Source organism: Sphingomonas sp. UV9 (assembly GCF_004101245.1).
Lineage (GTDB): Bacteria > Pseudomonadota > Alphaproteobacteria > Sphingomonadales > Sphingomonadaceae > Sphingomonas.
In genome coordinates this window covers 448,616-474,320 of record NZ_SCIN01000003.1, presented here as the reverse complement: position 1 = coordinate 474,320, position 25,705 = coordinate 448,616, and the positions used below count along the sequence as shown (strand labels likewise).

Genomic DNA, 25,705 nt, shown 5'->3' with positions numbered 1-25,705 from the left:
AAGGGGTCCCAGCGCATAGGGGCGCGGGCATTGGATATTGCCGAAGGATTCTGCCCGTGACCGATCAGATCAATCGTCCCGCCGGCGACGCCGGCATCAATCGGGTCGTGCTAGCCTATTCCGGTGGCCTGGATACCAGCGTGATCCTGAAATGGCTCCAGCAGACGTATAACTGCGAAGTCGTGACGTTCACCGCCGATCTGGGCCAGGGCGAAGAGCTCGAGCCGGCGCGTGCCAAGGCCGAGATGATGGGCGTGAAGCCCGAGCACATCTTCGTCGACGACCTGCGCGAGGAGTTCGTCCGCGACTACGTGTTCCCGATGATGCGCTCGAACGCGCTGTACGAGGGGCTGTACCTGCTCGGCACGTCGATCGCGCGGCCGCTGATCGCCAAGCGCCAGATCGAGATCGCCAAGATGGTCGGCGCCGATGCGGTCAGCCACGGCGCGACCGGCAAGGGCAACGACCAGGTTCGCTTCGAGCTCGGCTACTACGCGTTGTCGCCCGACATCAAGGTGATCGCACCGTGGCGCGAATGGGACCTGACTAGCCGCACCAAGCTGATCGAGTTCGCCGAGCAGCACCAGATCCCGGTCAGCAAGGACAAGCGCGGCGAGTCGCCCTTCTCGACCGACGCCAACATGCTGCACACCTCGTCCGAGGGTAAGGTTCTCGAGAACCCGTGGGACGAGGTCCCCGATTACGTCTATTCGCGCACGGTAAACCCCGAGGACGCGCCGGACACGCCCGAGTACCTCACGATCGATTTCGAGCGCGGCGACGGCGTCGCGATCAACGGCGAAGGCATGTCGCCCGCCACGTTGCTGTCGACGCTCAACGAGTACGGCCGCCGCCACGGGATCGGTCGTCTCGACCTGGTCGAGAACCGCTTCGTCGGCATGAAGAGCCGCGGCATGTACGAGACGCCGGGCGGCACGATTTATCAGCTCGCGCATCGCGGCATCGAGCAGCTGACGCTCGACCGCGGCGCCGCGCACCTGAAGGACGAGCTCGCGCCGCGCTATGCCGAGCTGCTGTACAACGGCTTCTGGTTCTCGCCGGAGCGCGAGATGCTGCAGGCGGCGATCGACCACAGCCAGTTGAAGGTGTCGGGCACCGTGCGCCTGAAGCTGTACAAGGGCGGCGTGTACGTCGTCGGCCGCAAATCGCCGAACTCGCTGTATTCGGAGAAGGTCGTGACGTTCGAGGACGACCAGGGCGCGTACGACCAGCGCGACGCGGAGGGCTTCATCAAGCTGAACGCGCTGCGCCTGCGCCTGCTCGCACGGCGGGACCGATAAAACTCCGCCCCCCCCCCGCTGAGCCGGGGGGGGGACAAGCGCCACCAACGGTATCGCCAATAACCCTGTTCTCCCGCCTTCGCGGGAGAACGGTGAAAGCGCGAACCGGTGCGTTAACCACGCCTTAGGCGTCGTGCTCCATACATCCCGCACCTTGTGGGAAAAGCCTGGATGCCGAACACACCTGTCGACGTCGCGATCATCGGAGCCGGCCCCGCCGGGCTCACCGCGGCGTACCTGCTCGGCAAGGCGGGCTATTCCGTCACCGTGATCGAGAAGGATCCGGTGTATGTCGGCGGGATCAGCCGGACCGTCGAGCATCACGGCTTCCGGTTCGACATCGGCGGACACCGGTTCTTCTCGAAATCGCAAGCGGTGGTCGATCTGTGGAACGAGATCCTGCCGGACGACTTCATCGAGCGCCCGCGGATGAGCCGCATCTACTACGAGGGCAAATTCTACAGCTATCCGCTGCGCGCGTTCGAGGCGCTCGGCAATCTCGGCATCTGGCGCTCGACGCTGTGCATGGCGAGCTACGCCAAGGCCAAGCTGCGCCCCAAGGCGAACGTCCGCAGCTTCGAGGATTGGGTCATCAACCAGTTCGGCCGCACGCTGTATTCGATCTTCTTCAAGACCTATACCGAGAAGGTGTGGGGGATGCCGTGCGACACGATGTCGGCGGACTGGGCAGCGCAGCGGATCAAGGGCTTGAGCCTTGGCGGGGCGGTGCTCGATGGGCTCAAGCGATCGCTGGGACTGAACAAGCGACCCAACGACGGCATGCAGACCAAGACGTTGCTGGAGAGCTTCCGCTATCCGCGGCTCGGGCCGGGCATGATGTGGGATGCCGCGCGCGACAAGGTCCTCGGCCACGGCGACACCATCCTGATGGGGCATGCGCTGAAGCAACTCGCCGAGGATGCCAGCGGCCGCTGGCGCGTCACCGCGACCGATCGCGAGGGCAAGAGCGTCACCATCAACGCCGGCCATGTCATCAGCAGCGCCCCGATGCGCGAACTGGCGGGGCGTTTGCACCCGTTGCCGACGACCTTGCCGCAGGCGAGCGCACTTCGGTACCGCGATTTCCTTACGGTCGCGCTGATGATCAAGTCGCCCGATCTGTTCCCCGACAACTGGATCTACATCCACGATTCGAAGGTGAAGGTCGGACGGGTCCAGAACTTCCGCAGCTGGTCGCCGGAAATGGTGCCCGATCCAGATATCGCGTGCGTCGGGCTCGAATATTTCTGCTTCGAGGGCGATGGTCTCTGGGCCTCGAGCGATGACGACCTGATCGCGCTGGCGACCAGGGAGATGGCGATCCTCGGACTCTGCGATCCGGCGCACGTGACGGGCGGCGCGGTGGTCCGGCAGGAGAAGGCTTACCCCGTGTACGACGAGGACTATCGCGACAATGTCGACGCGCTGCGCGAGGAGATCGAGACGCGGCATCCGACGCTGCACTGCGTCGGGCGCAACGGGATGCATCGGTACAACAACCAGGATCACGCGATGATGACTGCGATGCTGACCGTGCGGAACATCCAGGCCGGCGCGCGCGTGCACGACATCTGGAGCGTCAACGAAGACGCGGAATATCACGAGGCGGGGAACGAAGGCGAGCAGACGGGCATCGCTGCAGCGCTGGGGAGCGTGCGAGCGGTGCCGGAGCGCTTGAAGGCGGCGTGACGGGCTGTTTCTTCGTCATATCGGTGTGATCGGTGCGGGGCACTCCCGATAAGCCCTCCCGGCGAAGGCCGGGGTCCAATTGGGAAGGTCGCAGTAACCGTGCGGGTTCCCCTAGTTGATCACGCTCCCCACTTGGGCCCCGGCCTCCGCCGGGGAGGTGCAAGTGGGGGTGCCGTGGCTGCCGGGGCAGTCGTTGGAACGGACATCACATGACGGACACGACATCGCCCCCGGAAGCTGATCTGCAGCCCCCCAGCCTTTGGCCGACCATCCTAGGCGGCTGGTCGCTTGCCGCGCTCGTTCTCTGTCTAGCCTCCGCGGGCGCCATCGCGACGCTGCGCTTTCCCGATCCCGACGATGCGATGCGGCTGCTGGAAGTGCGCGACTGGCTTGCCGGGCAGAGCTGGTGGGACGTCGGCCAGCACCGACTGAACGGCGGCGACTTCGCGATGCACTGGTCGCGCCTCGTCGACCTGCCGATCGCGGCGGCGATGCTGGTGCTCGATCCGTTCTTCGCACGCGACACGGTCAACCGGATCGCGATGACGGTCGTGCCGCTGATCACGTTGCTGGCGCTCATGGCGCTGGCGGCCGAACTGACGCGGCGGGTGAGCGACGTGGATCGCGCGAAACTCGCGCTGTTGCTTGCGCCGCTGTCGATTCCGATCGCCTATCAGATGCGGCCGTTGCGGATCGATCATCACGGCTGGCAGGTCGTGCTGGCGGTGGCCGCGACGACGCTGCTGGTCGGACGGGCGACCGCGCGGAGCGGCATGCTGGCGGGACTGGCGCTCGCAAGCCTCGTCACGATATCGCTGGAGGGCCTTCCCATCGCGGTGGCGATCACGGCGGTCGCCGCGCTCGCCTGGGCATGGCAGCCGGACCGCCGAAACTTGTTACGCGCGCTTGCCGCGACCTTCTTCGTCGCCGCGCTTGCGCTGCACATCGCGACCCGCGGACCCGGCATGTTCGCGCAGGCCTGCGATGCGCTTTCCCCAGCTTGGCTGGCCGCACTCGGGGTCGCCGCCGCGTCGCTCATTGCCGCAACGTTTCTCGACAACCGCCCGCTGTTCGTTCGGGTTGCCGTCCTCGTTGGCGGCGGAGCCCTCGCGCTGGCATTAATAAAACTGATCGCACCCGACTGCCTGCGCGGCCCGTTCGCGACGCTCGATCCGCTCGTCTACCGTCTCTGGTATCTCAACGTAGCGGAAGGCCTGCCGATCTGGCGACAGGCGCCGGCATGGGCGTCGATGACGATCGGCTTTCCGATCGTCGGGCTGATCGGGACGGTTCTCGCCTGGCGTCGCGCGGAGGGCGCGGTGAAAACTCGCTGGGCGATACTGCTCGCCATCCTCGGTTTTGCGAGCGCGCTGTCGTTGCTGGTGATGCGAACCGGTGCGACCGCGAACGCCCTGGCGCTTCCGGGGGGCGCCTGGGCCTTGCTGGCGATGCTGCAACGGACGCGTCGCATCGGTTCAGTATCATTACGCACGCTGGCGACCGCGGGCGCCCTGCTTCTAGCTTCGCCGGGTCTCGTCGCCGGCGCGCTGTTCGCCGCCTTACCCGGCTCGACGTCGCATCCGTCTACCAGCAAGCCGGGCTACCCCGCCTGCCACAGCGTCGCAGATGTCCGCGCGCTGGCGCGACTGCCAGCGAGCACGCTTTTTGCGCCGATCGACGTCTCGCCGGAGATCATCACGATGACGCATCATCACGCGATTTCAGGCGGCTATCATCGCAACACCGGCGCGCTCCACCGCGTCATTGCGGGATACACCGATACGCCCGCCGCAGCGCGCGCGGAAATCGTGGCGAGCGGCGCGACGTATCTCGTCGCCTGCCCCGGTGCGATCGAAATGGATATCTATCGCGAAGAGGCGCCCAACGGCTTGTGGGCAAGGCTCGATCGCGGCGAACGGTTCGCCTGGCTGACCCCAGTGCCGATCACCGGATCGCCGGTTCTTGCATGGCGAGTTAACAACTCATCGCGCACACCCTTGTCTGGAACGCCCGTCCGCCCCTAGGGTCGGATGGTATGAACATTCCGGGGGAAAAGCTGCACTGGTGGCAGACGCGGGGCTTTGTCGTCGCGGTCGCGCTTGCGTCGATGATACCGCTGCTGTGGCCGGAGATTCCGCCGCTCGTGGACCTGCCCGGCCATATGGGGCGCTACCGCGTCCAGCTGGAGATCGGCGAAAATCCTTGGCTTTCCCAGTGGTATGACTTCCATTGGCAGATGATCGGCAACCTCGGGATCGACCTTTTGATCGAGCCGCTCGCGCCGATCTTCGGGTTGCAGCTGGCGGTGAAGCTGATCGTGATGGCGATCCCGGTACTGACCGTCACGGGCCTGTTGTGGATCGCACGCGAGGTTCACGGGCGAATCCCGGCGACCGCGCTGTTCGCTTTGCCGCTTGCCTACAGTTATCCGTTCCAGTTCGGATTCGTGAATTTCGCGCTGGCGATGGCGCTGGCGCTCAACCTGTTTGCGCTGTGGCTGCGGCTGGGGCGGCTCAAGCGCGAGCGGCTGCGCGCGATTATCTTCGTGCCGATCTCGTGCCTGTTGTGGCTGTGCCATACGTTTGGCTGGGGCGTGCTGGGCGTGCTCGCCTTCTCCGCCGAGCTCATTCGCCAGCACGATATCCGCCGCGACAGCGATCCCAAGAACTGGGCGCATGGCTGGTTCTCGGCGTTCGTCCGGGCGGGGCTGAACTGCCTGCCGCTCGCGTTGCCGATGGTGATGATGGTGGTGTGGCGGTCGGGCGATCATGTCGGCGGGAAGACGCAGGACTGGTTCAACTGGCGCTGGAAGATGAACTGGATCACGATGGTCCTGCGCGATCGGTGGATGGCGTTCGACATCGCATCGGTCACCGTGCTGTTCGTGATCCTGTTCCGCGGCGTGCGCGACCAGACGATCGAATATTCCCGCAACCTGGGTCTGTCGGCGCTGTTCCTAGCGCTGGTCTATGTGCTGTTGCCGCGGATCGTGTTCGGATCGGCCTATGCGGACATGCGCTTGGCGCCGTTCGTGCTGGCGATCGCGGTGATCGCGCTGCGGCCGCGGCACGGGCTGTCGTTGCGCGGCGCCGCTGTGCTCGCGGTGCTGGGGTTTGCGTTCTTCGGGGTGCGGCTGGCGGGGACGACGGTCAGCTACCTGATGTACGATCGCAGCTACGATCAGGCGATCGCGGCGATCGATACGGTGCCCGAGCGGGCTCGCGTCGTGTCGTTCGTCGGGCGGCGGTGTCGCGACGATTGGGCGTATTCGCGGCTGGAGCATGTCCCGGCGTTGCTGCTAGAGCGGCGGCTCGCGTTCACCAACGACCAATGGTCGATGGCCGGTGCGCAGTTGCTGACGACGAACTACGCGGCGGCGCGCGGCTTTGCGCATGATCCGTCGGAGATCGTCAGCGACATCAAGTGCCGCGGACAGTTCTGGCGGCCGATCTCGATGGCGCTGGAGAAATTCCCGCGCGATGCGTTCGATTATGTCTGGCTGATTCATCCGCCGAAGTTCGATCCGGCGCTGGTGCGTGACCTGACGCTGATCCGCCGCGACGAGACCAGCCTGCTATACCGGGTCAACCGACCCCTTAGCCGCCCCGCCGGAACGGAGTAAGCTCGCCGAGATACTCCTGCTGCTCGGCGACGGCTTCGCGTTCGCGGACGAGATAATCGGCGATCGCGCGACGAAAGTTCGGGTCAGGAATGTAGTGCGCGGAATAGGTCGCAACCGGGGCGTAACCGCGGGCGAGCTTGTGTTCGCCCTGCGCGCCCGCCTCTACGGTCTGTAAGCCTCGCGCGATGGCGGCGTCGATCGCCTGGTAATAGCAGAGCTCGAAATGGAGAAACGGCACCTCCTCGGTCGCGCCCCAATAGCGGCCGTAGAGCGTGTCCGCGCCGATCAGGTTGAGCGCGCCCGCAATCGGCACATCGTCACGCTCGGCAAGGATCAACAGGATCTGGTCGCCCATCGTCTCGCCGATCTGGTCGAAGAATGCGCGCGTCAGGTAGGGCTGGCCCCATTTGCGGGCGCCGGTGTCCTGATAGAACACCCAGAACGCGTCCCAATGCTCGGACGTGATCTCGGCGCCGGTGAGGTGGCGGATAGTCAGCCCTTCGACGGCAGCGGCGCGCTCCTTGCGGATCGCCTTGCGCTTGCGGCTGGCGAGGACGGCGAGGAAGTCGTCGAAGCTGGCGTACCCGTCGTTCTTCCAATGGAACTGCGTGCCCTGGCGGATCAGCCAGCCTGCGGACTCGAATAGCACCACTTCGTCGGGGTCGATGAAGGTGGCGTGCGCGGAGGACAGCCCGCTCTGGTCGGTCACCGCTTCCAGTGCGGCGATGAGCGCGGGGGCCTGGTTGCGATCGCCGAGCAACAGGCGTGGGCCCGGGACAGGGCTGAACGGCGCGGCGATCTGGAGCTTGGGATAATATTGCCCTCCTGCCCGTTCCCACGCGTCGGCCCAGCCCTGATCGAAGACGTATTCGCCTTGGCTGTGGCTCTTGGCATAGGCGGGCGCGATCGCCGCGGGCTTGCCGTCGGGCCCGTCGACCACGACCGGCAGTGCCTGCCAGCCCGAGCGGCCGCCGACGCTTTTCGACGCTTCGAGCGCGGAGAGGAAGGCGTGGCCGACAAACGGGTTGGCACTGCCGGCGCAGGCGTCCCAATCCTCGGCCGCGATCGAGGAGACACCTTGGGCGATGCGAGCGGTGACGGCGTTCATTACCGTCTAGGTAGAGACGCCGGGGCGCGCCTCCAAGGTGGTCAGGCGGAAACCTGCACGATCGCGTCGATCTCGACCGCCGCACCGAGCGGGAGGACGGCAACGCCGACCGCCGAGCGCGCGTGCTTGCCGCTATCGCCGAACAGGTCGACCATCAGCTCCGACGCGCCGTTGGCGACCTTCGCCTGATCGGTGAAGTCGCCGGTCGAGTTGACGAACACGCCGAGCTTCACGATCCGCTCGACACGGCCGAGCGTACCCAGCGCCGCTTTCATCTGCGCGACGAGCATGAGCCCGCAGAGCTTGGCCGCCTCCTGCGCGTCTTCGCGCGACACGTCGTCGCCGACGCGGCCCTTGACGAGCGCGCCGTCCTTGAACGGCAACTGGCCCGAGATGTGGAGCATGCCGTTCGCCAGCACGGTCGGGACATAGGCGGCGACGGGCGCGGCAGCCTGCGGAAGGGTGAGGCCCAGCTCTTCGAGCTTGCGGTCGATACGATCGGTCATGACGGGGTATCACCACAGGGGTGGGGGATGGGTCAAGTGGCCCCTCCGCTAAGCCCCTTGGTTCGAACCGACTTTCGTTCAATCCTTCCCTGCAGGGGGAGGATCGAGGCGGTCAGGCGTCCGCAGCCACGCCCGTTTCGAACCGCGCGGCGATCCAGTCCGCGGCTTCGCGCCAATCGTCGATTCGCGCATGGGCGTGGTCCGCTTTCGGGACCGTCACCGCGAGCGTCGGCTCCGAGACCATGTGCAGCCGATGCACCCCCGGCGCGTGCTTCGCGACCGACTCGTGATGCACCGCGAGATCGTCCACGAACACGGTGACTGGCGCCCCATATTCCTCGACCAGTCGCGCCACCGGCGTCCCCTTGCCGCCTTGGTTGCACTCCACCCGGTGGGCGATGCCGAACTTCGCGAGCTGGTCGATCCGCGGCTGGCGACATTCGTCCTGCAGGTTGGTGAGGATGACGATGTCCGCTACCTGCGCCAGCCGCTCCAGCGCTTCGACCGCGTGCGGCACCAAGGTCTGGCGATGCATTTCACCCGGGAAGAACTCGCTCAGCATCGCCCACATATCCTCGCGCGACGGCGGCGGGCCGCCATCGCGGCGCGTCATCGCGGTCGAGAAATCGCCGTGCTGGATCGCGAAGTCGATATCGTGGCGCTCGTCGAGCCAGACCCCGAAATGCTTGACCATGTGCAACAGCACTTCGTCGCAATCGCTGATCAGCAACGGCCTCATGCTTCAAGCTCCCCCTGATCCAGTTTGGCATGGGCGCGGACCAGCGCCTCGGGCTTCACGCCGAGCGATTCGGCGCATGCGATCAGGTCGGGCTCGTGGTTTTCGAGGAAGCCGAGCGCCGCGGACAGCACCGTCGGATCGCTCGCCCGTGCGCGCAGGTCATGCGGCTCCAGGCCGGTCACCGACAACAGTCGCATCGCCCGGTCGGGCTCGACCAGGGTCCATACCAGCGCGCGCAAGGCGAGCGCTTCGGCGTCTTCGTTTGAATCGCGGTCGCGCATTGCCTATCGTGCCCTCTTTCCGGATAAGGTGCGGCGGTGACAAAGAAGGTGCTCGTTGTCGAGGACAACGAACTGAACCTCAAACTATTCTGCGATCTGCTGCGCGCGCACCAGTTCGCCGTCGAACCCGTGCGCGATGGCCGCGAAGCCGTTGCGCGGGCGCGCGATTTCACGCCCGACCTGATCATCATGGACATCCAGATGCCGCATGTCACGGGGTACGAGATCATCCTAGAACTGAAGGCCGACGAGGCGCTCAAGGCGATCCCGGTGATGGCGGTGACGGCATATGCGGGGCGCGAGGACGAGGAGCGAATCCGCGCGGCGGGGGCGGATTCGTATGTCTCCAAGCCGATCAGCCTGGCGCGGTTCATGGATGCGGTCGGGGCTTTGGTTTGAGGTAGGGTACGTCTCGCCACCCGCTGATCCCGAACTGCGCCGTCCGCACACGCCGCTCCAGCGCGTTGACCCCAAACCCGCTCGTGCTGAGTAGCGACCGAGTAGCTGCGCCAGCAGCGTATCGAGGGCGCGTATCGAAGCATGGGTTCCACGCGCCAACCAGTCCTTCGATTCGCCGTCTCGATACGCCGCCTTTGGCGACTACTCGACAGCTACTCAGGACGAACGGGAGGGGACGAGCGGACGGCTGGAGGAAGAAGCAACCACCCCGTCACCCCAGCGAAAGCTGGGGTCTCCCCGTTTCAGGCGCGCCCCCGCGGCGGGAGAACCCAGCTTTCGCTGGGATGACGGGCATAGGAACTGAACCACCAACGCCAAAAGCCGCGGGGGCTGCCCGCGGCTTTTCGGATCGCTGCAATCAGACGACGGTCGAAACCGCCGACCGGATTACTTGATCTTGGCTTCCTTGAACTCGACATGCTTGCGCACGACGGGATCGTACTTCGAGAAAGAGAGCTTCTCCGTCTTGGTACGGGGATTCTTCTTGGTGACGTAGAAGAAGCCGGTGTCAGCAGTGCTGAGCAGCTTGATCTTTACGGTGGTCGGCTTGGCCATGAGCCCAATTCCTATGGCTTGAAAATGCGAAAGCGGCGAACTGACGCCGCCGCTCCATCAAGGGCGGCGCATGGCGGACGCCTGCGACGAAGTCAAGCTTTACGCCCTCCCGGACGGTCAACATACCGCATTTAACCCGCTATTCACTACCCGAGGCGCTATATGTCGACAGACAAAAGGGAGCGGGGATCATGGGGCAGGCGCTGAGAGTCACCGAGATCGATCGAATCGACGATATGATCGCGGTAAAGGCCGACCTCGCCGCGCGAATCGCCGCGATCGACATTCGAGCCCCCTATTCCCGCCCCTGCGACATCGCCACCGAGATCGATGCGATCCGGGTGATCGCGCACAGCAACGGCCTCAACCCAGCCGTCACCGTCGCACACTTCGTCGACTCGGCGCTGTCTCGCGGCGAACATGGCGCGCTGGTCCATGGCTGGCTGGCGATCCTGCGCGACGCGGTCGGTTGCGAGCGGCAGGACGTCCAGGCGTGCCACGCGTTCGCCGCCGCCTGTTCGGTGCGCCTTGCGGGATAAATCATGGACGCCTTGATGGCGGCGCTCGTCGCGGCGGCGCTGGCGCAGGTCGGCGATCGCACCGCATGGCTGGCCGCGATGCTGTCGGACCGTCACGGCAGGCCGGGGCTCGTCATCGCGATGGCGGCGCTCGCGCTGCTCGCCGCGAGCGGTCTCGCCGCCGCAATAGGCGCCGTGATCGGCCCCAAGCTCGCGCCCAACGCGCAACACCTCATGCTGGCGCTCGCGCTGCTGTTGCAGGGCGGCGGGTCGTTCTTCCCCGCCAAGTCACCCGACCGGCTCGATCGCTGGCGGATCGGCGCGACCGCCACGGCATTGCTCGGCCTCTTCATCCTGGCATTCGGCGACGGCGTGCAGTTCATCGTCCTGACGCTCGCCGCTCGGACGCCCGTTCCTGCCCTCGCCGCGATCGGTGCGACGATCGGCTCGCTGGTTGTGATCGTCCCCGCCGCACTGATGGGCGAGGCCGCATGGCTGAAACTGCCGCTGAGGCCGCTGCGCATCGCCATCGGCATCGTGTTCGTGATCTTCGGGATCGTCCTCGCGCTCGGCGCGCTGCGCCTGATCTGATCTGATCTGATCTGATCTGATCTGATCTGACGGGCGGGCGGGCGGGCGGGCGGGCGGGCGGGCGGGCGGGCGGGAGCAATCCGGCGTTCGGATCGTTTACGCAACGACTTTCAAAAACCGGAGCTAGACATGGCCGACATCAATCCCGCCCTCGACACCCCGACCGACCTGCCGAGCAACAGCACCAAGTCCGTCGCCGACGCGCTGAACGCCGCGCTGGCCGATTGCTATGCGCTGTATCTCAAGACCAAGAACTTCCACTGGCACATGTCGGGGCCGCATTTCCGCGATTACCACCTGTTGCTCGACGACCAGTCCGCGCAGATCCTCGGCATCACCGACGCGATCGCCGAGCGCGTCCGGAAAACCGGCAACACCACGCTGCGCTCGATCGGCGACGTCTCGCGTCACCAGACGATCGCGGACAACGACATGGCGTTTGTCGGCCCGACCGAGATGCTCGCCGAACTGCGCGAGGACAATCTTACGCTCGTCGAGCAGTTCCGCATCGTCAAGGATGCCGCCGACGCGGCCAAGGACAATGCGACCAGCGGCATCGTCGACGAGTGGACCGACCACGCCGAGGAGCGCGCCTGGTTCCTGTTCGAAGCCAGCCGCAAAGCCTGATCGTTACAGGCCAGGAACAAACCCGTCGTCGCACCGGTTAAGTGACCTTATCGTAAACTGGAGGCCGCCATGCTGAAGCTCGCAATCACCTTTCTCGTCATCGGCGCCGTTCTCGCGCTACTCGGCTTCGGCGGCATCGGCGGCGCGTTCATCGGCATCGCGAAGATCCTGTTCTTCATCGCGATCGCATTGTTCGTGATTTTCCTCGTGCTCGGCCTGCTCGCCGGCAAGGGCATCAAGAACGCGATCGACTGACGCGACTGCCTCGAACGCATGACCACGACCGCCGTCGGGCCCGCCCGACGGCGGTCGTTTCATCTGCATCCCTTAGGGCGGCAGAGGCGTTGAACGGGGATGCACGCTTTCGCCGCCCTGCTCGATTCGCTCACCTACACCCGGTCGCGCAATGCGAAGCTGAAACTGATTGCGGACTATCTGCGGGCGACGCCCGATCCGGACCGCGGCTGGGCGATGGCGGCGCTGACCGGTGACCTTGATCTCAAGGGCGTGAAATCGGCGGTAATCCGCGGGCTGATCGAGGAACGCGTCGATCCGGTGCTGTTCCGGATGAGCCGCGATTATGTCGGCGATACCGCGGAGACGGTGGCGCTGCTCTGGCCCGAACCGACGGTTCCGGTCGACCCCACTCCCTTGTCGATAACCGACGTCGTCGAGCGCTTGGCGGCCTCGTCGCGTGCGGATGCTCCGGCGGCGTTGGCTGACATGCTCGACCGTTCGGATGCGGAGGAACGGTTCGCACTGCTCAAGATGGCGACGGGCGCGCTGCGGATCGGCGTGTCGGCACGGCTCGCGAAGACCGCGCTCGCCGATGCGTTCGGGCTCGACGTCGATGCGGTGGAGGAGGTCTGGCACGGACTCGATGCGCCGTATCCGAGCCTGTTCGCCTGGGCCGAGGGGACAGGCGAGCAGCCGACGCCCGCCGACGTGCCTGTGTTCCGCCCGTTCATGCTTGCGCACGGGCTGGAGGAGTTGCGCGTCGATCTCGCCGACTATGCCGCCGAATGGAAATGGGACGGCATCCGCGTCCAGATCGTCCACGTCGCCGGCGAAACGCGCCTCTACAGCCGCACCGGCGACGACGTGACCGGCAGCTTCCCTGAGATCGCCGCCGCGTTCCGGACGCCGGGCACGGTCGATGGCGAATTGCTGGTGAAGGGCGAGCATCAGGGCGGCACGCTGGAGGAGGGCGGCGGTGCTGCCAGCTTCAATGCGCTCCAGCAAAGGCTTGGGCGCAAGACCGTGTCGGCAAAGATGCTGGCGGAGTATCCCGCGTTCGTCCGGCTGTACGACCTGCTGATCGATGGTGACGAGGATTTGCGCACGTTGCCATGGACCGACCGCCGCAAGCGACTCGAAGCGTTCATGCCGCAACTCGATTCCGAGCGGTTCGATCTCAGCATGGTCATCGCGGCGGACGATTTTACTGCGCTGGAGGCGATCCGTGCCACCGCCCGCGATTCGGCGATCGAAGGCGTCATGCTCAAGCGTCGCGACTCACCGTATGTCGGCGGTCGTCGTGCCGGGCTCTGGTACAAATGGAAGCGCGATCCACTGACCGCCGACTGCGTGATGATGTACGCGCAACGCGGCTCCGGGCGGCGCTCGTCTTACTATTCGGACTACACCTTCGGCTGCTGGACCGAGGACGGCGAACTGCTCCCCGTCGGCAAGGCCTATTCCGGGATTACCGACGAGGAGTTGAAGATGCTCGACAGCTTCGTCCGCAACCATACGCAGAACCGGTTCGGCCCGGTGCGCGAGGTGGAAAAGACGCTGGTGCTGGAGATCGCGTTCGATTCGCTGCACGATTCCAAGCGCCACAAATCGGGCGTGGCGATGCGCTTCCCCCGGATCGCGCGGATCAGGACCGACAAGCCCGCGGCGGAAGCGGACCGGATCGAGACGTTGAAGCGGATGATTACGTAATCCGCGCGTCATCGAAGCACGCGACCTGACGGGCTATCGCACCCGATCTTGGTACGCGTAAGGACGGTCCGGTGAAAAGTTCGCGACATCCCCGTACGGTAGCGGCACGGCCTTGGCGGCGCGGCGCGTGGGTGACAAGCATCGTCTCCGCGATCGTCGTGCTGTTCGTCTATCTGGCTGGCTATTTCGATCGCGATCCCGTGCATGTGTATCCCGCCATCGGTGTCCACACTTCGGGCGCACCGCCGGTCGCGGTGGTCAATTTCTCAGGCGACATGGGGCTGCGCTTCCTGCTCGGTGCATCGACGTCACGGGGGCTGACGGAGCACGGCTTCCCGGTCGTCGGGATCACGACGCCTGCATTGTTCGCGCGATCCCGGACGCGAGGCGAACTGGACGCGATCGTCGCGGACGGTATTCGGACGGCGCTGGCACGGACCGGGGCGAAGCGGATCGTCGTAATGGGCCAGTCGTACGGCGCGGACATCGTCCAGACCGGGCTGGCGGACCTGCCGCCGTCGTTGCGCGCTCGGGTGGCGGCGATCGTGTTGATCCTGCCGGGGGATACGGTCTTCTACCGCGCCGATCCGTCCGGGCTGCTGTACGATCATGGGAAGCCGGACAGCATGGGGGCAACGACCGGTAACCGGCTGACCTGGGCGCCGCTCACGTGCATCTATGGGATCGAGGAAACGGACAGCCTGTGCCCGCTGCTGTCGCCGACGAACGTGCGGAAGGTCGGGATGCCTGGCGGGCACAACATTCGCCACGATGCGGACGGGCTTCTGGCGCACGTGCTGGCGGCGATCCGGGCGGTGGCGCCATAGGCTGGGCGGGGAGTTTAGGGAGGGTAACACGGACCTGATTCCGGGCCGGTTACGCCAAGTCCCGTCATTCAAGTTCCGTCACACCAAATTCCGTCATCCCAGCGAAAGCTGGGATATCATCGTGTAGGCCATGGCGCCCGCCAAACCAGGATACCCCAGCTTCCGCTGGGGTGACGGATGAGGGCGGGGTGACGATTGGCCGCTGGAATAACGCGTATAGGCTGGACGAACGGAAGCAGGTGACGGGCGAGGGAGGCTGTTGGGTGAAGGATCTCGCGCCTCCCTTGTTCTCCCGCGAAGGCGGAAGTCCAGTCTGGGCTCCCGCCCTCGCGGGAGAACAAGGGAGCCGGGCAGCGTCTAGTGTCGAGACACCCCATCGCTCACTGCGGTGCGGTGGCGATCTTGATCTCGAATAGCGTCGGCCAGTATTTGCCCGTCACGAACAGCCGATCCGCCTTGGCGTCCCAGGCGATGCCGTTGAGCACCGCTTCGCGATCCGTAGCCGCGACTTCAGCGACCAGCGGGCGCAGGTCGATCACCGCGGTCACCTTGCCGGTCTTGGGGTCGATGCGGACAAGGAACCCGGTGTGCCAGACGTTCGCCAGCAGCGCGCCGTGGACATATTCGAGCTCGTTGATGTCGCGCAGCGGCCGCCCGTCGATCGTCACCGCCACGCGGCGACGCTCGGCCAAAGTCAGCGGATCGCGGACGATGATGTCGGAACTGCCATCGGACTGGAGCAGCGAAACGCCATCGCTTGTCAGCCCCCAACCCTCGCCGGTATAACGGTTCTGCCCCTTGGGCTTCAGCGTGCGGACGTCCCAGCGATGAGCGATGCCGTTATGCCAGGTCAGGCTGACGAGCTGGTCTTTCCATAGCGCGAGGCCCTCGCCGAACTGCGCCGGATCGATTCGCGCCCTCGCGAGGATCTTACCATCCGTTAGCGAGACGCGGCGGACGTCGGATTGCCGCTCCTGCCCCGTACTCTCGTACAGCGCACCGTCATGCCATAGCAGTCCTTCGGTGAACGCGGTCCGATCATGCGGATAGCGCGCGACGATCGTCGCCGACAGCACGGGGACACGCGTAGGCGCCGGCGCGGCAGGCGTGGCGGCCTGCCCGGCGCGCGCCGCGGACGAATAGAAAGACGATGAAACGAAAACGGCCGGCCCCGCCAAAGCGAGACCGGCCGCAATCGTTATCCTACCGAACACGGTACGGATCAGCATTCTGAAACGGTCAGCTGGATCAGCCGCCTGCACTCAGGTTTACCGCTGCATACTTGCCGCGACGATCGACCTCAAGCTCGAACTCGAGCTTGTCGCCCTCGTTCAGCGTCGCCATGCCGGCGCGCTCAACGGCCGAGATGTGGACGAATGCGTCAGGCTGTCCGTCGTCGCGCTGGATGAAGCCGAAGCCCTTCATCGCGTTGAAGAACTTGACCGTACCGGTCGCCTTCTCGCCGGTGAGCTGACGCTGCGCGCCACCTGCACCACCGTCACGGTCGCGATCGCCACCACGGGGCGCGCCCGGGCCGGCATCACGGTCACGCGGCGGGCCGCGATCGGTGACCGCCATCGGCTCGCCGTCGATCTTCAGATCGGTTGCCGAGATACGGCCACCGCGATCGACGAGCGTGAAGCCGAGCGGCTGACCCTCTGCGAGCGCGACCATGCCGGCCTGCTCGACTGCGCTGATGTGGACGAACACGTCCTCGCCGCCGTCATCGCGAACGACGAAGCCGAAGCCCTTCTGCGCGTTGAAGAACTTTACGACACCGGTGCCTTCGCCGACAACCTGGGGGGGCATGCCGCGACCACCGCCGCCGCCGCCGCCGCCCGAGAAGCCGCCGCCACCGCCGCCGCCGCGGTAACCACCGCCGCCGCCGCCGCCGCCGAAGCTGCTACCGCCGCCGCCGCCGTAGCTGCTGCCACCGCCGCCGCCGTAGCTCGAACCGCCGCCGCCGCCATAGCTGTTGCCGCCGCCGAACCGGTCGCCGCCGCCACCAAAGCTGCTGCCGCCGCCGAACTCGTTGTCGCCGCCGCCGAAGCTGTCGCGCTTATCGCGGCCACGCCCGCCACGGTTCCCGCGGCCACCTTTATCGAAACCCATAAGCTCTGTTCGTCTTCCCGGTTCGCCCGCAAATTTCTCAAAACCCTTGTGCCGGACGACGAACGCGGGTTTTCCAGCGCGAAACCTTTTGCGCCTTGAGGGGACCCTTAGCGCAAAATACAAGCGGTCGCGAATAGAATCTGATGCGACGGCCAGCGAATTGGACCGATACTGACGCAGGTGTCGCTCGTCGGCCACGACTCGTCGCACCCGGAGCGTGCAAGCCATCTTATCGCCCGATTCGATGCGGCACCGTATGACAGAGCCATTGAGCGTTCAGCCGCGGACCGCTACGGCGCTCGGCATGACAGTTTATCTCCACGAAGGCGACATCCCCGCCGATCTGTTCGCGGCCGGTGCCGCGATCGCCGTCGATACCGAGACGATGGGGCTCATCACCCCGCGCGATCGGCTGTGCCTGGTGCAGCTGTCGGACGGTGGCCCCGACGAGCATCTCGTCCGCTTCGCCGCGGGCGCCGGCTATGACGCCCCCAATCTGAAGGCGCTGCTGGCCGACCCGGCGCGCGTGAAACTGTACCATTTCGGACGATTCGATATCGCCGCGGTCCAGCATTATCTCGGCGTCGTCGCGGCACCGGTCTATTGCACCAAGATCGCGTCCCGGCTGGTGCGGACCTTCACCGATCGCCACGGCCTCAAGGAACTGGTCCGCGAGTTGCTCGGCCAGGATATCTCGAAGCAGCAGCAATCGTCCGACTGGGGCAGTCCAGAACTGTCGGAGGCGCAGAAGGATTATGCCGCGTCCGACGTCCGCTTCCTCCACCGGTTGCGGACCGAGCTCGACAAGCGGCTGATCCGCGAAGGCCGGATGGAGCTCGCCCAGGCCTGCTTCGACTTCCTGCCGACGCGCGCCGCACTCGATCTCGCCGGATGGCCCGAGATCGACATTTTCGCGCACGCATGATCCCCGCGTGATCGACGTTCCGCCGCCTTCTCCGGTCGCCCGCCGTGCACGCACCGCGCGGCAGGACTGGGCCGCGCCCGGTGGCAGCCACGATCGCTTCGTGGCGATCGCCCGCGTCGCGCTGCCGACCGCGATCGGCGTGCTGGCGGCGTTCCTGGTGATGGCGCCGCTGACCGCGGGCGGCGACGTGTCGTTCCTGCTCGACAAGAACAAGGTCGACGTCGCGCAGGAGCGGATGAAGATCCAGGCGGCACGCTATCGCGGCGAGGATTCGAAGGGCCAATCCTTCACGCTCGACGCGAAATCCGCGATCCAGAAGAGCTCGGCCGAACCGATCGTCGAGCTCAACCAGCTCGCCGCGCAGATCCAGCTGACCGACGGCCCCGCCAACATCAAGGCCAACACCGGTCGCTACGACATGGACACCGAGAAGGTGCAGCTGTTCGGCCCGCTCAACGCCACGGCTGCGGGCGGCTACGACCTCAAGACGACCAACGCGACGATCGACATGAAGGCGCGCACGCTCGAAAGCGGCGGCGCGGCGACCGGCACCGTCCAGCAAGGCACGTTCAGCGCGAACAAGCTGCGCGCCAACCTTGAAGAGCGCACTGTTACGCTTGACGGCAATGCCCGCTTGCGGATCATCCCCAGAGGGCCGAAATAGCTGCCATGCGCGCTTCCCAAATCCTTGCCGGCCCGATCCTTCTCGGGATATCCGCCGTCCTGCTCTCCACGACCGCGGTCGCGCAGCAGTCGCACGATTCAAACGCCCCGATCGATTTTGGTGCGGATCATATCGAGCTGCAGGACAAGGCGAACCGCGCCATCCTGTCGGGCAATGTCGCGGTCAAGCAGACCGATATGACGCTGAACTCGGCGCGGATGACGGTCGCCTATACCGGCCAGGTAATCGGTGGGAACCCGCAGGTCTCGCGGCTCGACGCGTCGGGCGGCGTCACGGTCAGGCGACCAGACCAGACTGCCAAGAGCCAGTACGCGATCTACGACCTCAACAAGCGCGTGATCACGATGCTCGGCGCGGTGACGCTCAACCAAGGTGGCAACGTCGTCAATGGCGGGCGCCTTACAATGAATCTCGACACCGGTCGCGCGGTGATCGACGGCTCGTCGGTCGGCGGCAGCACCGGCGCGACCACCGGTGGCGGCACCGTGACGCAGTCGGGCGGACGCGTGACCGGCACCTTCTCGGTCCCCAAGCGCAACTGATCGCTCAAGCGTGTCCGCGGGGGCTTCCCTCCGGCGGCGCGCTCATGCATGTTTCCTGCCAACCTCTTGCCGCCAACCTCCAGCCGGAGCGCCGGCGACTGACTTTTGCGAGGGCCTGATCCCATGGACGCCACCACGCTGCCCCCGATCGAAGCGGTAGAGCCGATCTCGGAGCCGCCCGTCAGCAACGGGCTGCAGGTCGTCTCGATCGCCAAGTCCTACGACAAACGTGTCGTGCTGACCGACGTGTCGGTCACGGTTGGCCGCGGCGAGGTCGTCGGGCTGCTCGGCCCGAACGGCGCGGGCAAGACGACGTGCTTCTATTCGGTGATGGGTCTCGTGAAGCCCGATTCGGGCCGCATCATGCTCGACGGCGAGGACATCACGAAGCTGCCGATGTACCGGCGTGCGATCCTGGGCCTCGGCTATCTGCCGCAGGAGACGTCGATCTTCCGCGGCCTCACGATCGAGAAGAACATCCTGACCGTGCTCGAGCTGTCCGAGCCGGACAAGGCGGCGCGTCAGCGGAAACTCGATACGCTGCTCGAGGAGTTCGGGCTGACCCGGCTGCGCGCGGCACCCGCGATGGCGCTGTCGGGCGGCGAGCGGCGGCGTGCGGAAATCGCCCGCGCGCTTGCGGCCGATCCGTCGATCATGCTACTCGACGAGCCGTTCGCGGGCATCGATCCGATCTCGATCGCGGATATCCGTGATCTGGTGAAGGACCTCAAACGCCGCGACATCGGCGTGCTGATCACCGACCACAACGTCCGCGAGACGCTCGAGATCGTCGACCGCGCGTATATCATCTATGACGGCCGGGTGCTGTTCTCGGGCTCGCCGGAAGAGCTGGTCGCGGATGCGAACGTCCGGCGCCTGTACCTCGGCGAAGGCTTCTCGCTTTAAGCCTGAACGATATTCAATTTTTACGATCCTCCCCCGCTAGGGGGAGGTGGCGCCAAAGGCGTCGGAGGGGGAGGACATGAAACACCGGTTGGCTCTTACCGCCCCCTCCGTCAGGCTATGCCTGCCACCTCCCCCTTGCGGGGGAGGATTTGAACTCACCTTGGCGTCATGAGCCTCGTCCCTCGCCTGGACATCCGCCAGTCGCAGTCGCTGGTGATGACCCCGCAGCTCCAGCAGGCGATCAAGCTGCTGGCGCTGTCGAACCTGGAGATCGAGGGGTTCATCGCCGAGGAGGTCGAGCGCAACCCGCTGCTCGAAGCCAGCGCCGCCGAAAATAGCGATGCACCGGACCGCGAGCCTGTCGCCGAAGTCCGCGACGAACGCGTCGCCGCCGACGAACTCGTATCGGGCACCGGCTCGGGCGACGAACCGACGCTCGACGTCGACTACGCCACCGAGAGCCATCAGCAGGACAGCGTGGCCGACGGCGGCAGCGGGATGGACGGCGCGCTCTCGATGACCGGCGCGAGCGCAAGCGGCGTCGGTGGCGAGGACGGCCCCGATCTCGACGCGTTCCCCGATACCAGCCTCAGCCTCGCGGATCACCTGCTCGCCCAGGCCGGCCCGGCAATCCCCCACGAAGACGCGTTCATCGCCGCGCACCTGATCGACCAGATCGACGAGGCGGGCTATCTGACCGTGTCGCTGCTCGATATCGCCAACCGGCTCGGCGTGCCGCTGGTGCGGGTCGAGGGCGTCCTGGCGACGATCCAGACGTTCGATCCGACCGGGGTCGGTGCGCGCGATCTCGCCGAATGCCTGACGCTGCAGGCGAAGGAGGCGGACCGCTACGATCCGTGCATGGCATTGTTGATCGCCAATCTCGACCTGCTCGCACGTGGCGAGCTGACCCGGTTGAAGCGGATTTGCGACGTCGACGACGAGGACATGGCGGACATGATCCGCGAGCTACGCGGCTACGATCCGAAACCCGGCTGTCGCTATGGCGGCGAGCCCGCGCAGTCGGTGACGCCGGACCTGTTCGTCGCGCGCACCAAGGCGGGCTGGGCGATCGAGATCAACGCCGCCACCCTGCCCCGCGTGCTGGTCAATCGCAGCTATTATACCGAGCTGTCGGGCGGGCAGCAGGACAAGGCGTCGAAGGCGTGGCTGAGCGATTGCCTCGCCAGCGCGAACTGGCTGGTGAAGGCATTGGACCAGCGCCAGCGGACGATCATCAAGGTCGCGACCGAAATCGTGAAGCAGCAGGAGGCGTTCTTCCTGAAGGGCGTCTCGCATCTCCGCCCGCTGACGCTGCGGCAGGTGGCGGACGCGATCGAGATGCACGAATCGACCGTCAGCCGCGTGACGAGCAACAAATACGTCTCGTGCGCGCGCGGGCTGTACGAGCTGAAATACTTCTTCACGAGCGCGATCCAGTCGGCGGATGGCGGCGAAGCGGTGTCGGCGCAGGCGGTGAAATCCGCGATTCGCGCGCTGATCGATACCGAGGGCGCGAAGATCCTGTCGGACGACACGCTGGTCGAACTGCTCAACGCGAAGGGCTTCGACATCGCGCGCCGGACGGTGGCTAAATACCGCGAGGCGCTGGGGATCGGCAGTTCGGTGCAGCGCCGCCGCGCGAAGGCGCTGGAGGGGGTGCGATAGCTTCCCGCCTCGCAATCCTCCCCCGCCAGGGGGAGGTGGCTGGCCCTTGCCAAACGGAGGGGGAGGTAAGGAGCCACTTCCGCTCCGTGTCCTCCCCCTCCGTCGCCTTCGGCGCCACCTCCCCCTGGCGGGGGAGGATCGCGAGAGCCGGCGTATAGTCCGGTGTGCGGGGACAGTTAGTTCGGCCCTTGCCCCGAACCCTCCGCGCTCGAAACACTGGCCCCACCCGGCGGCGTCGAGCTCCGTGCCTCGCCAACCGCCTGGTCGTACCAGGACGCCAGATCCGCCTTCATCTGATGCAGCGCCGCCGGATTGAGATACGTCATGTGTCCCGCGGGATAGTAGCGAAATGCCAAATTCCGCTGCCGCGCGGGATCGAGCATCATGTGATTGAGATCGTTCTCCGTTCCAAAAAACGGCGTCGCCATATCGTAATAGCCGTTCATCGACAGCACGTTGAGATACGGATTTTCGCGCATCGCCGCGGCAAGGTCGACAGCGGTATTTGGGTTGTTCTGCGACTGGCCGCCACGACCGGGGGCGTCATGCTTCCAGTTCCACGTCCAGCCCGGCGCGTCGCGGGCGCTTAGGCGGTAGGGCATCTCGGTCTTGTAGTTGAGCGTGTGCGTCACATAGTCGTTGAAGGTCGCGATGAACGCGCCCGCGATCGCGGTGTCCGACGCGTCGGTCTCGGGCCGCTCGCCCGCCGCATCGCTGTCGACGCCGGTATAGCGCGAATCGAACCGGCCGAGCGTGAGCCGCTGATCGCGCAGCAGCTCCTTCTGGAAGCGGGCGAGATCGATCCGGAGGTTGGCGCGCTTGATGAAGTCGGGCGAGATGCCGATCAGCTGGCTCATCCGCGTGGCGACCGTATCGCGTTCCGCATCGGAGATCGTCTGCCCCTTCGACAGCGCCGCCGCATAAGGCCCGGTGGCGAACGCACGCGCCTCGGCGACGATCGTCGCGACGTCGGCGGGGCGGTTCTGCAAGCGGTTGTGATACCAGGCGCTTGCCGCATAGCTCGGCAGGTAATTGAGATAAATCTCGTCGAGCCCCGGCTGGCGATACCCATAGTTCATGATCGACGACAGCAGCACGACCCCGTTCAGCGCCATCCCGCGATCCTGCAACTGATACGCCAGCGCGCCCGACCGCGTCGTGCCGTAGCTCTCGCCGAACAGGAACTTCGGGCTGTTCCAGCGGCCATATTTGGTCGCGTAGCGCAAAATGCCCTTGGCGAACGCATCGGCATCCTCGTCGACGCCGTAGAAGGCCGACGGCTTGGTATCACCCAACGGCCGCGAATAGCCGGTGCCGACCGCGTCGATGAACACCATGTCCGTCTTGTCGAGCAACGTGTCGGGGTTGGGTCCGAAGTCGTAGGGCGCGGGCCGGATATATTCGGGGTTGGCGGTGCGCAGCCGGACCGGCGCGAACGACCCCATGTGCAGCCAGAAACTGGGCGATCCGGGTCCGCCGTTATAGAAGAAGGTGACCGGGCGCTTCGTGCCAGGCTTCACCCCGTCGAGCGTGTAGCCGGTGTAGAACAGGCTCGCGGTCGGCTTGCCCTCGGTATCGCGCAGGGTCAGCGTGCCGACGGTCGCGGTATAGCCGAGCGACTTGCCGCCGACCGTGACGCGGCCTTTCGTCTTGACCTCCTGCTCGGCGACGGGGGGATTGGCGTAATCCGCCTCCGCCTCGGCCTTCATCCGCTCGGCGTTGGTCTCGACCTTGTCCTTCTTCGGCGCGTCCTGCGCGATGGCGGTGGTCGAAAGCGCGAGCAGTAGCAGAGCGGCAATATTGGTCGAACGGGCCACGGATCATCCTTGCGACAGGGGCAATGCCCTATTCTGCCGGTTGGGCCGTAAAGCGCAAGCCTGCGGATCCAATCCTCCCCCGCAAGGGGGAGGTGGCGCGAAGCGACGGAGGGGGAGGACTCGGAACATCGGTCGTCCCTTACCGCCCCCGCCGTCTGGCAAGCGCTAGCCACCTCCCCCTTGCGGGGGAGGATTCGGGGCTCAGTCGTCCTCGTCCTCAAACCCCACCAGCGCCAGCGCGCGGGCCTTGATCTGGCGGGTCATGCACCAGTGAACCAGTGCGTCCTCGCGGCCATGCGTGACCCAGACTTCCTGTGGCGCGATCTCGGTCAGCGTGGTCGTCAACTCGTCCCAGTCGGCGTGATCGCTCAGGATCAGCGGAAGCTCGACGTTCTTCTGCCGCGCCCGCCCCCGTACCCGCATCCATCCGCTCGCCATCGCGGTGATCGGATCGGGCAGCCGCCGCGACCAGCGATCGTTGAGGGCGCCGGGCGGGCACATCACGACGTGCCCCGCCATGTCCGCCTTCTTCGCATCCGCCACGGGGAGGAGTTCGCCGAGCCGCACGCCGTGCTCGGCATACAGGTCGCACAGCTTCTGCAGCGCGCCGTGGATGTAGATCGGTGCCGTATGGCCGCGCTCGCGCAGTTCGGCGATCACGCGCTGCGCCTTGCCGAGCGCGTAGGCGCCGACGACGACGCAGCGATCGGGGTTGGCGTGGAGCGCCGCGATCAGCTTGTCGATCTCGTCGCCGGTGTCGGGGTGTCGGAATACCGGCAGGCCGAACGTGGCCTCGGTGATGAAGACGTCGCATTTGACGGGTTCGAACGGCGTGCAGGTTGGGTCGGCGCGGCGCTTGTAATCGCCCGAGACGACGATCCGTTCGCCACGATAGTCGAGCACGATCTGCGCGGAGCCGAGGACGTGGCCGGCGGGCACGAAGCCGATATCGACCTCTCCCATCTTGATCGTCTCGCCGTACGTGACCGGGTTGCCGGATTGCGGACCATAGCGCGCGTCCATGATCGCGAGCGTTTCGGGGGTGGCCCAGACCGCCTCGTGACCGCCGCGCGCGTGATCGGCGTGGCCATGCGTGACGAGCGCCTTTGCGGTCGGGATCGAGGGATCGATCCACGCGTCGATCGGCTTGACGAGGATGCCGTGCGGATGCGGTTCGAGCCAGTCGCCAAGTTTTGCCATGGGGGAGTAACGCGTGACGTAGGGGTGCGGTGCCGTGAACCTCGGCCTCGGCCTCGGCCTCGGCGTGATGCCGTGACCCGTAGTCCTCGTCAGGCCGGACTGGCTCCGGCATCCACGCCTCCCGACAATCGAGAGCGGTGAGGTGGCGGAACGGTGGACCCCGGAACGGGTCCGGGGTGTCGGAGTGGCGGTGGGGTCTGTCATCCCCCTGTCTAGGACGCGCCGGAGTCGACGTTGCGGGCTCGTATTGGCGGCAAACAAACGTTCCCCCCCGCCAGGGGGAGGTGTCGCCGCAGGTGACGGATGGGGAGGATTCGGGGCAGCGGTTACCCTTTCCGCCCCCTCCGTCTGGCAAGTGCCAGCCACTTCCCCCTGGCGGGGGAGGATCGATCGGTTACCGCCGCCCGCCGACCTTGATCGTCGCCAGAATCGCGTCCATTCGCGCCGCGGCCACCGCCTGAGGCGGTGCATTCCGACCCGCGGGCGCCGCCGCCTTTACCGCGTAGGTGATCCGGTCGATCGCATAGCACGCACCGTTGATGACGCTGCGGAAGTTGGTCGCGTTCACCTGCTGGCTCATGCCCGCGTCGCCGTTGGTGTAGACCGTCCAGCGGTGGCCGCCGAGCATGCGGTTGGGAAGCCGCCTCGCATGGCCGGCAACCAGACCCTCGGTCCCGCATTTGGCGACCACGCTTGCGGTCCGGCTGAAGCCGACCTGAAGCATCTCGGTCACCTGCCCTTGGCCGTCGGTCGGCTTGGCCACCTGCCAGAAGCGGACGATGCCGACGCCGCGGCCGACCGGCGTACCATCCCACATCTGCCGCCAGCCGCTGTTCAGCAGCGTTCGCCCCGCAAAATTGCGCGTCGGCATGACGATCGACGGATAGGACAGACGCACCATGCCACCCGCGCCAACGAACGACTTGGTGGCGGCGGTCGCATTGGCGAAGGGCAGGAACGCGAGCAACGACAGGGGCATCATATAGCGTAGCAACGACAAGAGCGGTCTTTCGGAAGAGGGACGTAGTCAAATCGCTGGACCCGAGCATGTGGTCCATAGCGGTGCGGCGCGTTGCCCCC

26 protein-coding genes are annotated in these 25,705 nt (G+C 66.0%); 16 read left to right on the top strand and 10 right to left on the bottom strand.

Annotation, left to right across the window (positions count from 1 at the left end; genetic code table 11):
- Nucleotides 1-56 precede the first annotated feature (56 nt).
- The 4 genes from EQZ23_RS14565 to EQZ23_RS14550 all read left to right on the top strand — a co-directional run bounded on the left by EQZ23_RS14565 (nucleotide 57) and on the right by EQZ23_RS14550 (nucleotide 6,612).
- Nucleotides 57-1,301: an argininosuccinate synthase gene (locus EQZ23_RS14565; RefSeq protein WP_240663591.1), complete on the top strand. Its 1,245-nt coding sequence runs from the start codon at nucleotides 57-59 to the stop codon at nucleotides 1,299-1,301.
- Between the two features lie 171 nt (nucleotides 1,302-1,472).
- Nucleotides 1,473-2,990: an NAD(P)/FAD-dependent oxidoreductase gene (locus tag EQZ23_RS14560; RefSeq protein WP_128455148.1), complete on the top strand. Its 1,518-nt coding sequence runs from the start codon at nucleotides 1,473-1,475 to the stop codon at nucleotides 2,988-2,990.
- A gap of 209 nt (nucleotides 2,991-3,199) precedes the next feature.
- Complete coding sequence (locus EQZ23_RS14555; protein ID WP_128455147.1) at nucleotides 3,200-5,014, top strand: hypothetical protein; 1,815 nt, start codon at nucleotides 3,200-3,202, stop codon at nucleotides 5,012-5,014.
- Between the two features lie 11 nt (nucleotides 5,015-5,025).
- Nucleotides 5,026-6,612: a hypothetical protein gene (locus EQZ23_RS14550; RefSeq protein ID WP_240663590.1), complete on the top strand. Its 1,587-nt coding sequence runs from the start codon at nucleotides 5,026-5,028 to the stop codon at nucleotides 6,610-6,612.
- On the opposite strand, the gene EQZ23_RS14545 is transcribed toward EQZ23_RS14550, so the two are convergent.
- The 4 genes from EQZ23_RS14545 to EQZ23_RS14530 all read right to left on the bottom strand — a co-directional run bounded on the left by EQZ23_RS14545 (nucleotide 6,587) and on the right by EQZ23_RS14530 (nucleotide 9,246).
- Nucleotides 6,587-7,720, bottom strand: a complete 1,134-nt coding sequence (locus EQZ23_RS14545; protein WP_128455146.1) for a GNAT family N-acetyltransferase — start codon at nucleotides 7,718-7,720, stop codon at nucleotides 6,587-6,589. The two genes, EQZ23_RS14550 and EQZ23_RS14545, sit on opposite strands and share 26 nt — an antisense overlap.
- A gap of 41 nt (nucleotides 7,721-7,761) precedes the next feature.
- Entirely contained in the window at nucleotides 7,762-8,226 is a 465-nt protein-coding gene (locus tag EQZ23_RS14540) for a RidA family protein (protein ID WP_128455145.1), read from the bottom strand.
- A gap of 112 nt (nucleotides 8,227-8,338) precedes the next feature.
- Nucleotides 8,339-8,965: an HAD family hydrolase gene (locus tag EQZ23_RS14535; protein ID WP_128455144.1), complete on the bottom strand. Its 627-nt coding sequence runs from the start codon at nucleotides 8,963-8,965 to the stop codon at nucleotides 8,339-8,341.
- Nucleotides 8,962-9,246: a DUF3572 domain-containing protein gene (locus tag EQZ23_RS14530; protein WP_128455143.1), complete on the bottom strand. Its 285-nt coding sequence runs from the start codon at nucleotides 9,244-9,246 to the stop codon at nucleotides 8,962-8,964. The genes EQZ23_RS14535 and EQZ23_RS14530 overlap by 4 nt, the downstream gene beginning before the upstream one ends.
- A 36-nt stretch (nucleotides 9,247-9,282) precedes the next feature.
- On the opposite strand from EQZ23_RS14530, the gene EQZ23_RS14525 reads away from it, so the two are divergent.
- Entirely contained in the window at nucleotides 9,283-9,645 is a 363-nt protein-coding gene (locus EQZ23_RS14525; protein WP_128455142.1) for a response regulator, read from the top strand.
- A gap of 447 nt (nucleotides 9,646-10,092) precedes the next feature.
- Here the strand turns inward: EQZ23_RS14525 and rpmG are convergent, their stop codons facing one another.
- Nucleotides 10,093-10,260, bottom strand: coding sequence for a 50S ribosomal protein L33 (gene rpmG / locus EQZ23_RS14520; protein WP_055881863.1), 168 nt, complete (start codon nucleotides 10,258-10,260; stop codon nucleotides 10,093-10,095).
- A gap of 191 nt (nucleotides 10,261-10,451) precedes the next feature.
- On the opposite strand from rpmG, the gene EQZ23_RS14515 reads away from it, so the two are divergent.
- The 6 genes from EQZ23_RS14515 (at nucleotide 10,452) to EQZ23_RS14490 (ending at nucleotide 14,770) form a co-directional block, all read left to right on the top strand.
- Nucleotides 10,452-10,799 (top strand): hypothetical protein, encoded by a 348-nt coding sequence (locus tag EQZ23_RS14515; RefSeq protein ID WP_128455141.1) that lies wholly within the window; start codon nucleotides 10,452-10,454, stop codon nucleotides 10,797-10,799.
- A gap of 3 nt (nucleotides 10,800-10,802) precedes the next feature.
- Nucleotides 10,803-11,369 (top strand): TMEM165/GDT1 family protein, encoded by a 567-nt coding sequence (locus EQZ23_RS14510; protein ID WP_128455140.1) that lies wholly within the window; start codon nucleotides 10,803-10,805, stop codon nucleotides 11,367-11,369.
- A 129-nt stretch (nucleotides 11,370-11,498) separates the two neighbouring features.
- Nucleotides 11,499-11,996, top strand: coding sequence for a DNA starvation/stationary phase protection protein (locus EQZ23_RS14505; protein WP_128455139.1), 498 nt, complete (start codon nucleotides 11,499-11,501; stop codon nucleotides 11,994-11,996).
- A 69-nt stretch (nucleotides 11,997-12,065) separates the two neighbouring features.
- Nucleotides 12,066-12,251: a DUF1328 family protein gene (locus EQZ23_RS14500; RefSeq protein ID WP_055881870.1), complete on the top strand. Its 186-nt coding sequence runs from the start codon at nucleotides 12,066-12,068 to the stop codon at nucleotides 12,249-12,251.
- Nucleotides 12,252-12,350: 99 nt separating this feature from the next.
- On the top strand, nucleotides 12,351-13,943 hold the full coding sequence (locus tag EQZ23_RS14495; RefSeq protein ID WP_128455138.1) for a cisplatin damage response ATP-dependent DNA ligase: 1,593 nt from the start codon (nucleotides 12,351-12,353) through the stop codon (nucleotides 13,941-13,943).
- A gap of 131 nt (nucleotides 13,944-14,074) precedes the next feature.
- On the top strand, nucleotides 14,075-14,770 hold the full coding sequence (locus EQZ23_RS14490) for a virulence factor (protein ID WP_240663589.1): 696 nt from the start codon (nucleotides 14,075-14,077) through the stop codon (nucleotides 14,768-14,770).
- Between the two features lie 380 nt (nucleotides 14,771-15,150).
- Here the strand turns inward: EQZ23_RS14490 and EQZ23_RS14485 are convergent, their stop codons facing one another.
- Complete coding sequence (locus tag EQZ23_RS14485) at nucleotides 15,151-15,999, bottom strand: glutaminyl-peptide cyclotransferase (RefSeq protein WP_128455136.1); 849 nt, start codon at nucleotides 15,997-15,999, stop codon at nucleotides 15,151-15,153.
- 19 nt (nucleotides 16,000-16,018) lie between these two features.
- On the bottom strand, nucleotides 16,019-16,882 hold the full coding sequence (locus tag EQZ23_RS20500) for a cold-shock protein (protein ID WP_128455135.1): 864 nt from the start codon (nucleotides 16,880-16,882) through the stop codon (nucleotides 16,019-16,021).
- Nucleotides 16,883-17,186: 304 nt separating this feature from the next.
- Between EQZ23_RS20500 and EQZ23_RS14475 the strand changes: the two genes are divergently transcribed.
- From EQZ23_RS14475 to rpoN, 5 genes are all read left to right on the top strand, one after another.
- Nucleotides 17,187-17,807 carry a ribonuclease D gene (locus EQZ23_RS14475; protein ID WP_128455134.1) on the top strand — a complete coding sequence of 207 codons (621 nt, stop codon included), beginning with the start codon at nucleotides 17,187-17,189 and terminating at the stop codon, nucleotides 17,805-17,807.
- Nucleotides 17,808-17,814: 7 nt separating this feature from the next.
- Complete coding sequence (gene lptC / locus EQZ23_RS14470) at nucleotides 17,815-18,471, top strand: LPS export ABC transporter periplasmic protein LptC (RefSeq protein ID WP_240663588.1); 657 nt, start codon at nucleotides 17,815-17,817, stop codon at nucleotides 18,469-18,471.
- Between the two features lie 5 nt (nucleotides 18,472-18,476).
- On the top strand, nucleotides 18,477-19,034 hold the full coding sequence (locus EQZ23_RS14465; protein WP_128455133.1) for an LptA/OstA family protein: 558 nt from the start codon (nucleotides 18,477-18,479) through the stop codon (nucleotides 19,032-19,034).
- 123 nt (nucleotides 19,035-19,157) lie between these two features.
- Nucleotides 19,158-19,940: an LPS export ABC transporter ATP-binding protein gene (lptB, locus tag EQZ23_RS14460; RefSeq protein WP_128455132.1), complete on the top strand. Its 783-nt coding sequence runs from the start codon at nucleotides 19,158-19,160 to the stop codon at nucleotides 19,938-19,940.
- A gap of 168 nt (nucleotides 19,941-20,108) precedes the next feature.
- Entirely contained in the window at nucleotides 20,109-21,608 is a 1,500-nt protein-coding gene (gene rpoN, locus EQZ23_RS14455; protein WP_128455131.1) for an RNA polymerase factor sigma-54, read from the top strand.
- A 176-nt stretch (nucleotides 21,609-21,784) separates the two neighbouring features.
- Here the strand turns inward: rpoN and EQZ23_RS14450 are convergent, their stop codons facing one another.
- From EQZ23_RS14450 to EQZ23_RS14440, 3 genes are all read right to left on the bottom strand, one after another.
- On the bottom strand, nucleotides 21,785-23,425 hold the full coding sequence (locus EQZ23_RS14450; protein ID WP_240663587.1) for a peptidase S10: 1,641 nt from the start codon (nucleotides 23,423-23,425) through the stop codon (nucleotides 21,785-21,787).
- A 201-nt stretch (nucleotides 23,426-23,626) separates the two neighbouring features.
- The gene (locus EQZ23_RS14445) at nucleotides 23,627-24,625 is read right to left on the bottom strand and encodes a ligase-associated DNA damage response exonuclease (RefSeq protein WP_128455130.1); all 999 of its coding nucleotides are present in this window, start codon (nucleotides 24,623-24,625) and stop codon (nucleotides 23,627-23,629) included.
- 394 nt (nucleotides 24,626-25,019) lie between these two features.
- Nucleotides 25,020-25,625 carry a hypothetical protein gene (locus EQZ23_RS14440; RefSeq protein ID WP_128455129.1) on the bottom strand — a complete coding sequence of 202 codons (606 nt, stop codon included), beginning with the start codon at nucleotides 25,623-25,625 and terminating at the stop codon, nucleotides 25,020-25,022.
- Between the last annotated feature and the right edge of the window lie 80 nt (nucleotides 25,626-25,705).

Coding starts and splice junctions, on each gene's coding strand:
- EQZ23_RS14560 (WP_128455148.1), top strand. CDS start 1,473: ATGCCGAACACACCTGTCGACGTCGCGATCATCGGAGCCGGCCCCGCC.
- EQZ23_RS14555 (WP_128455147.1), top strand. CDS start 3,200: ATGACGGACACGACATCGCCCCCGGAAGCTGATCTGCAGCCCCCCAGC.
- EQZ23_RS14550 (WP_240663590.1), top strand. CDS start 5,026: ATGAACATTCCGGGGGAAAAGCTGCACTGGTGGCAGACGCGGGGCTTT.
- EQZ23_RS14545 (WP_128455146.1), bottom strand. CDS start 7,720: ATGAACGCCGTCACCGCTCGCATCGCCCAAGGTGTCTCCTCGATCGCG.
- EQZ23_RS14540 (WP_128455145.1), bottom strand. CDS start 8,226: ATGACCGATCGTATCGACCGCAAGCTCGAAGAGCTGGGCCTCACCCTT.
- EQZ23_RS14535 (WP_128455144.1), bottom strand. CDS start 8,965: ATGAGGCCGTTGCTGATCAGCGATTGCGACGAAGTGCTGTTGCACATG.
- EQZ23_RS14530 (WP_128455143.1), bottom strand. CDS start 9,246: ATGCGCGACCGCGATTCAAACGAAGACGCCGAAGCGCTCGCCTTGCGC.
- rpmG (WP_055881863.1), bottom strand. CDS start 10,260: ATGGCCAAGCCGACCACCGTAAAGATCAAGCTGCTCAGCACTGCTGAC.
- EQZ23_RS14515 (WP_128455141.1), top strand. CDS start 10,452: ATGGGGCAGGCGCTGAGAGTCACCGAGATCGATCGAATCGACGATATG.
- EQZ23_RS14510 (WP_128455140.1), top strand. CDS start 10,803: ATGGACGCCTTGATGGCGGCGCTCGTCGCGGCGGCGCTGGCGCAGGTC.
- EQZ23_RS14505 (WP_128455139.1), top strand. CDS start 11,499: ATGGCCGACATCAATCCCGCCCTCGACACCCCGACCGACCTGCCGAGC.
- EQZ23_RS14500 (WP_055881870.1), top strand. CDS start 12,066: ATGCTGAAGCTCGCAATCACCTTTCTCGTCATCGGCGCCGTTCTCGCG.
- EQZ23_RS14495 (WP_128455138.1), top strand. CDS start 12,351: ATGCACGCTTTCGCCGCCCTGCTCGATTCGCTCACCTACACCCGGTCG.
- EQZ23_RS14485 (WP_128455136.1), bottom strand. CDS start 15,999: ATGCTGATCCGTACCGTGTTCGGTAGGATAACGATTGCGGCCGGTCTC.
- EQZ23_RS20500 (WP_128455135.1), bottom strand. CDS start 16,882: ATGGGTTTCGATAAAGGTGGCCGCGGGAACCGTGGCGGGCGTGGCCGC.
- EQZ23_RS14475 (WP_128455134.1), top strand. CDS start 17,187: ATGACAGTTTATCTCCACGAAGGCGACATCCCCGCCGATCTGTTCGCG.
- EQZ23_RS14465 (WP_128455133.1), top strand. CDS start 18,477: ATGCGCGCTTCCCAAATCCTTGCCGGCCCGATCCTTCTCGGGATATCC.
- lptB (WP_128455132.1), top strand. CDS start 19,158: ATGGACGCCACCACGCTGCCCCCGATCGAAGCGGTAGAGCCGATCTCG.
- rpoN (WP_128455131.1), top strand. CDS start 20,109: ATGAGCCTCGTCCCTCGCCTGGACATCCGCCAGTCGCAGTCGCTGGTG.
- EQZ23_RS14445 (WP_128455130.1), bottom strand. CDS start 24,625: ATGGCAAAACTTGGCGACTGGCTCGAACCGCATCCGCACGGCATCCTC.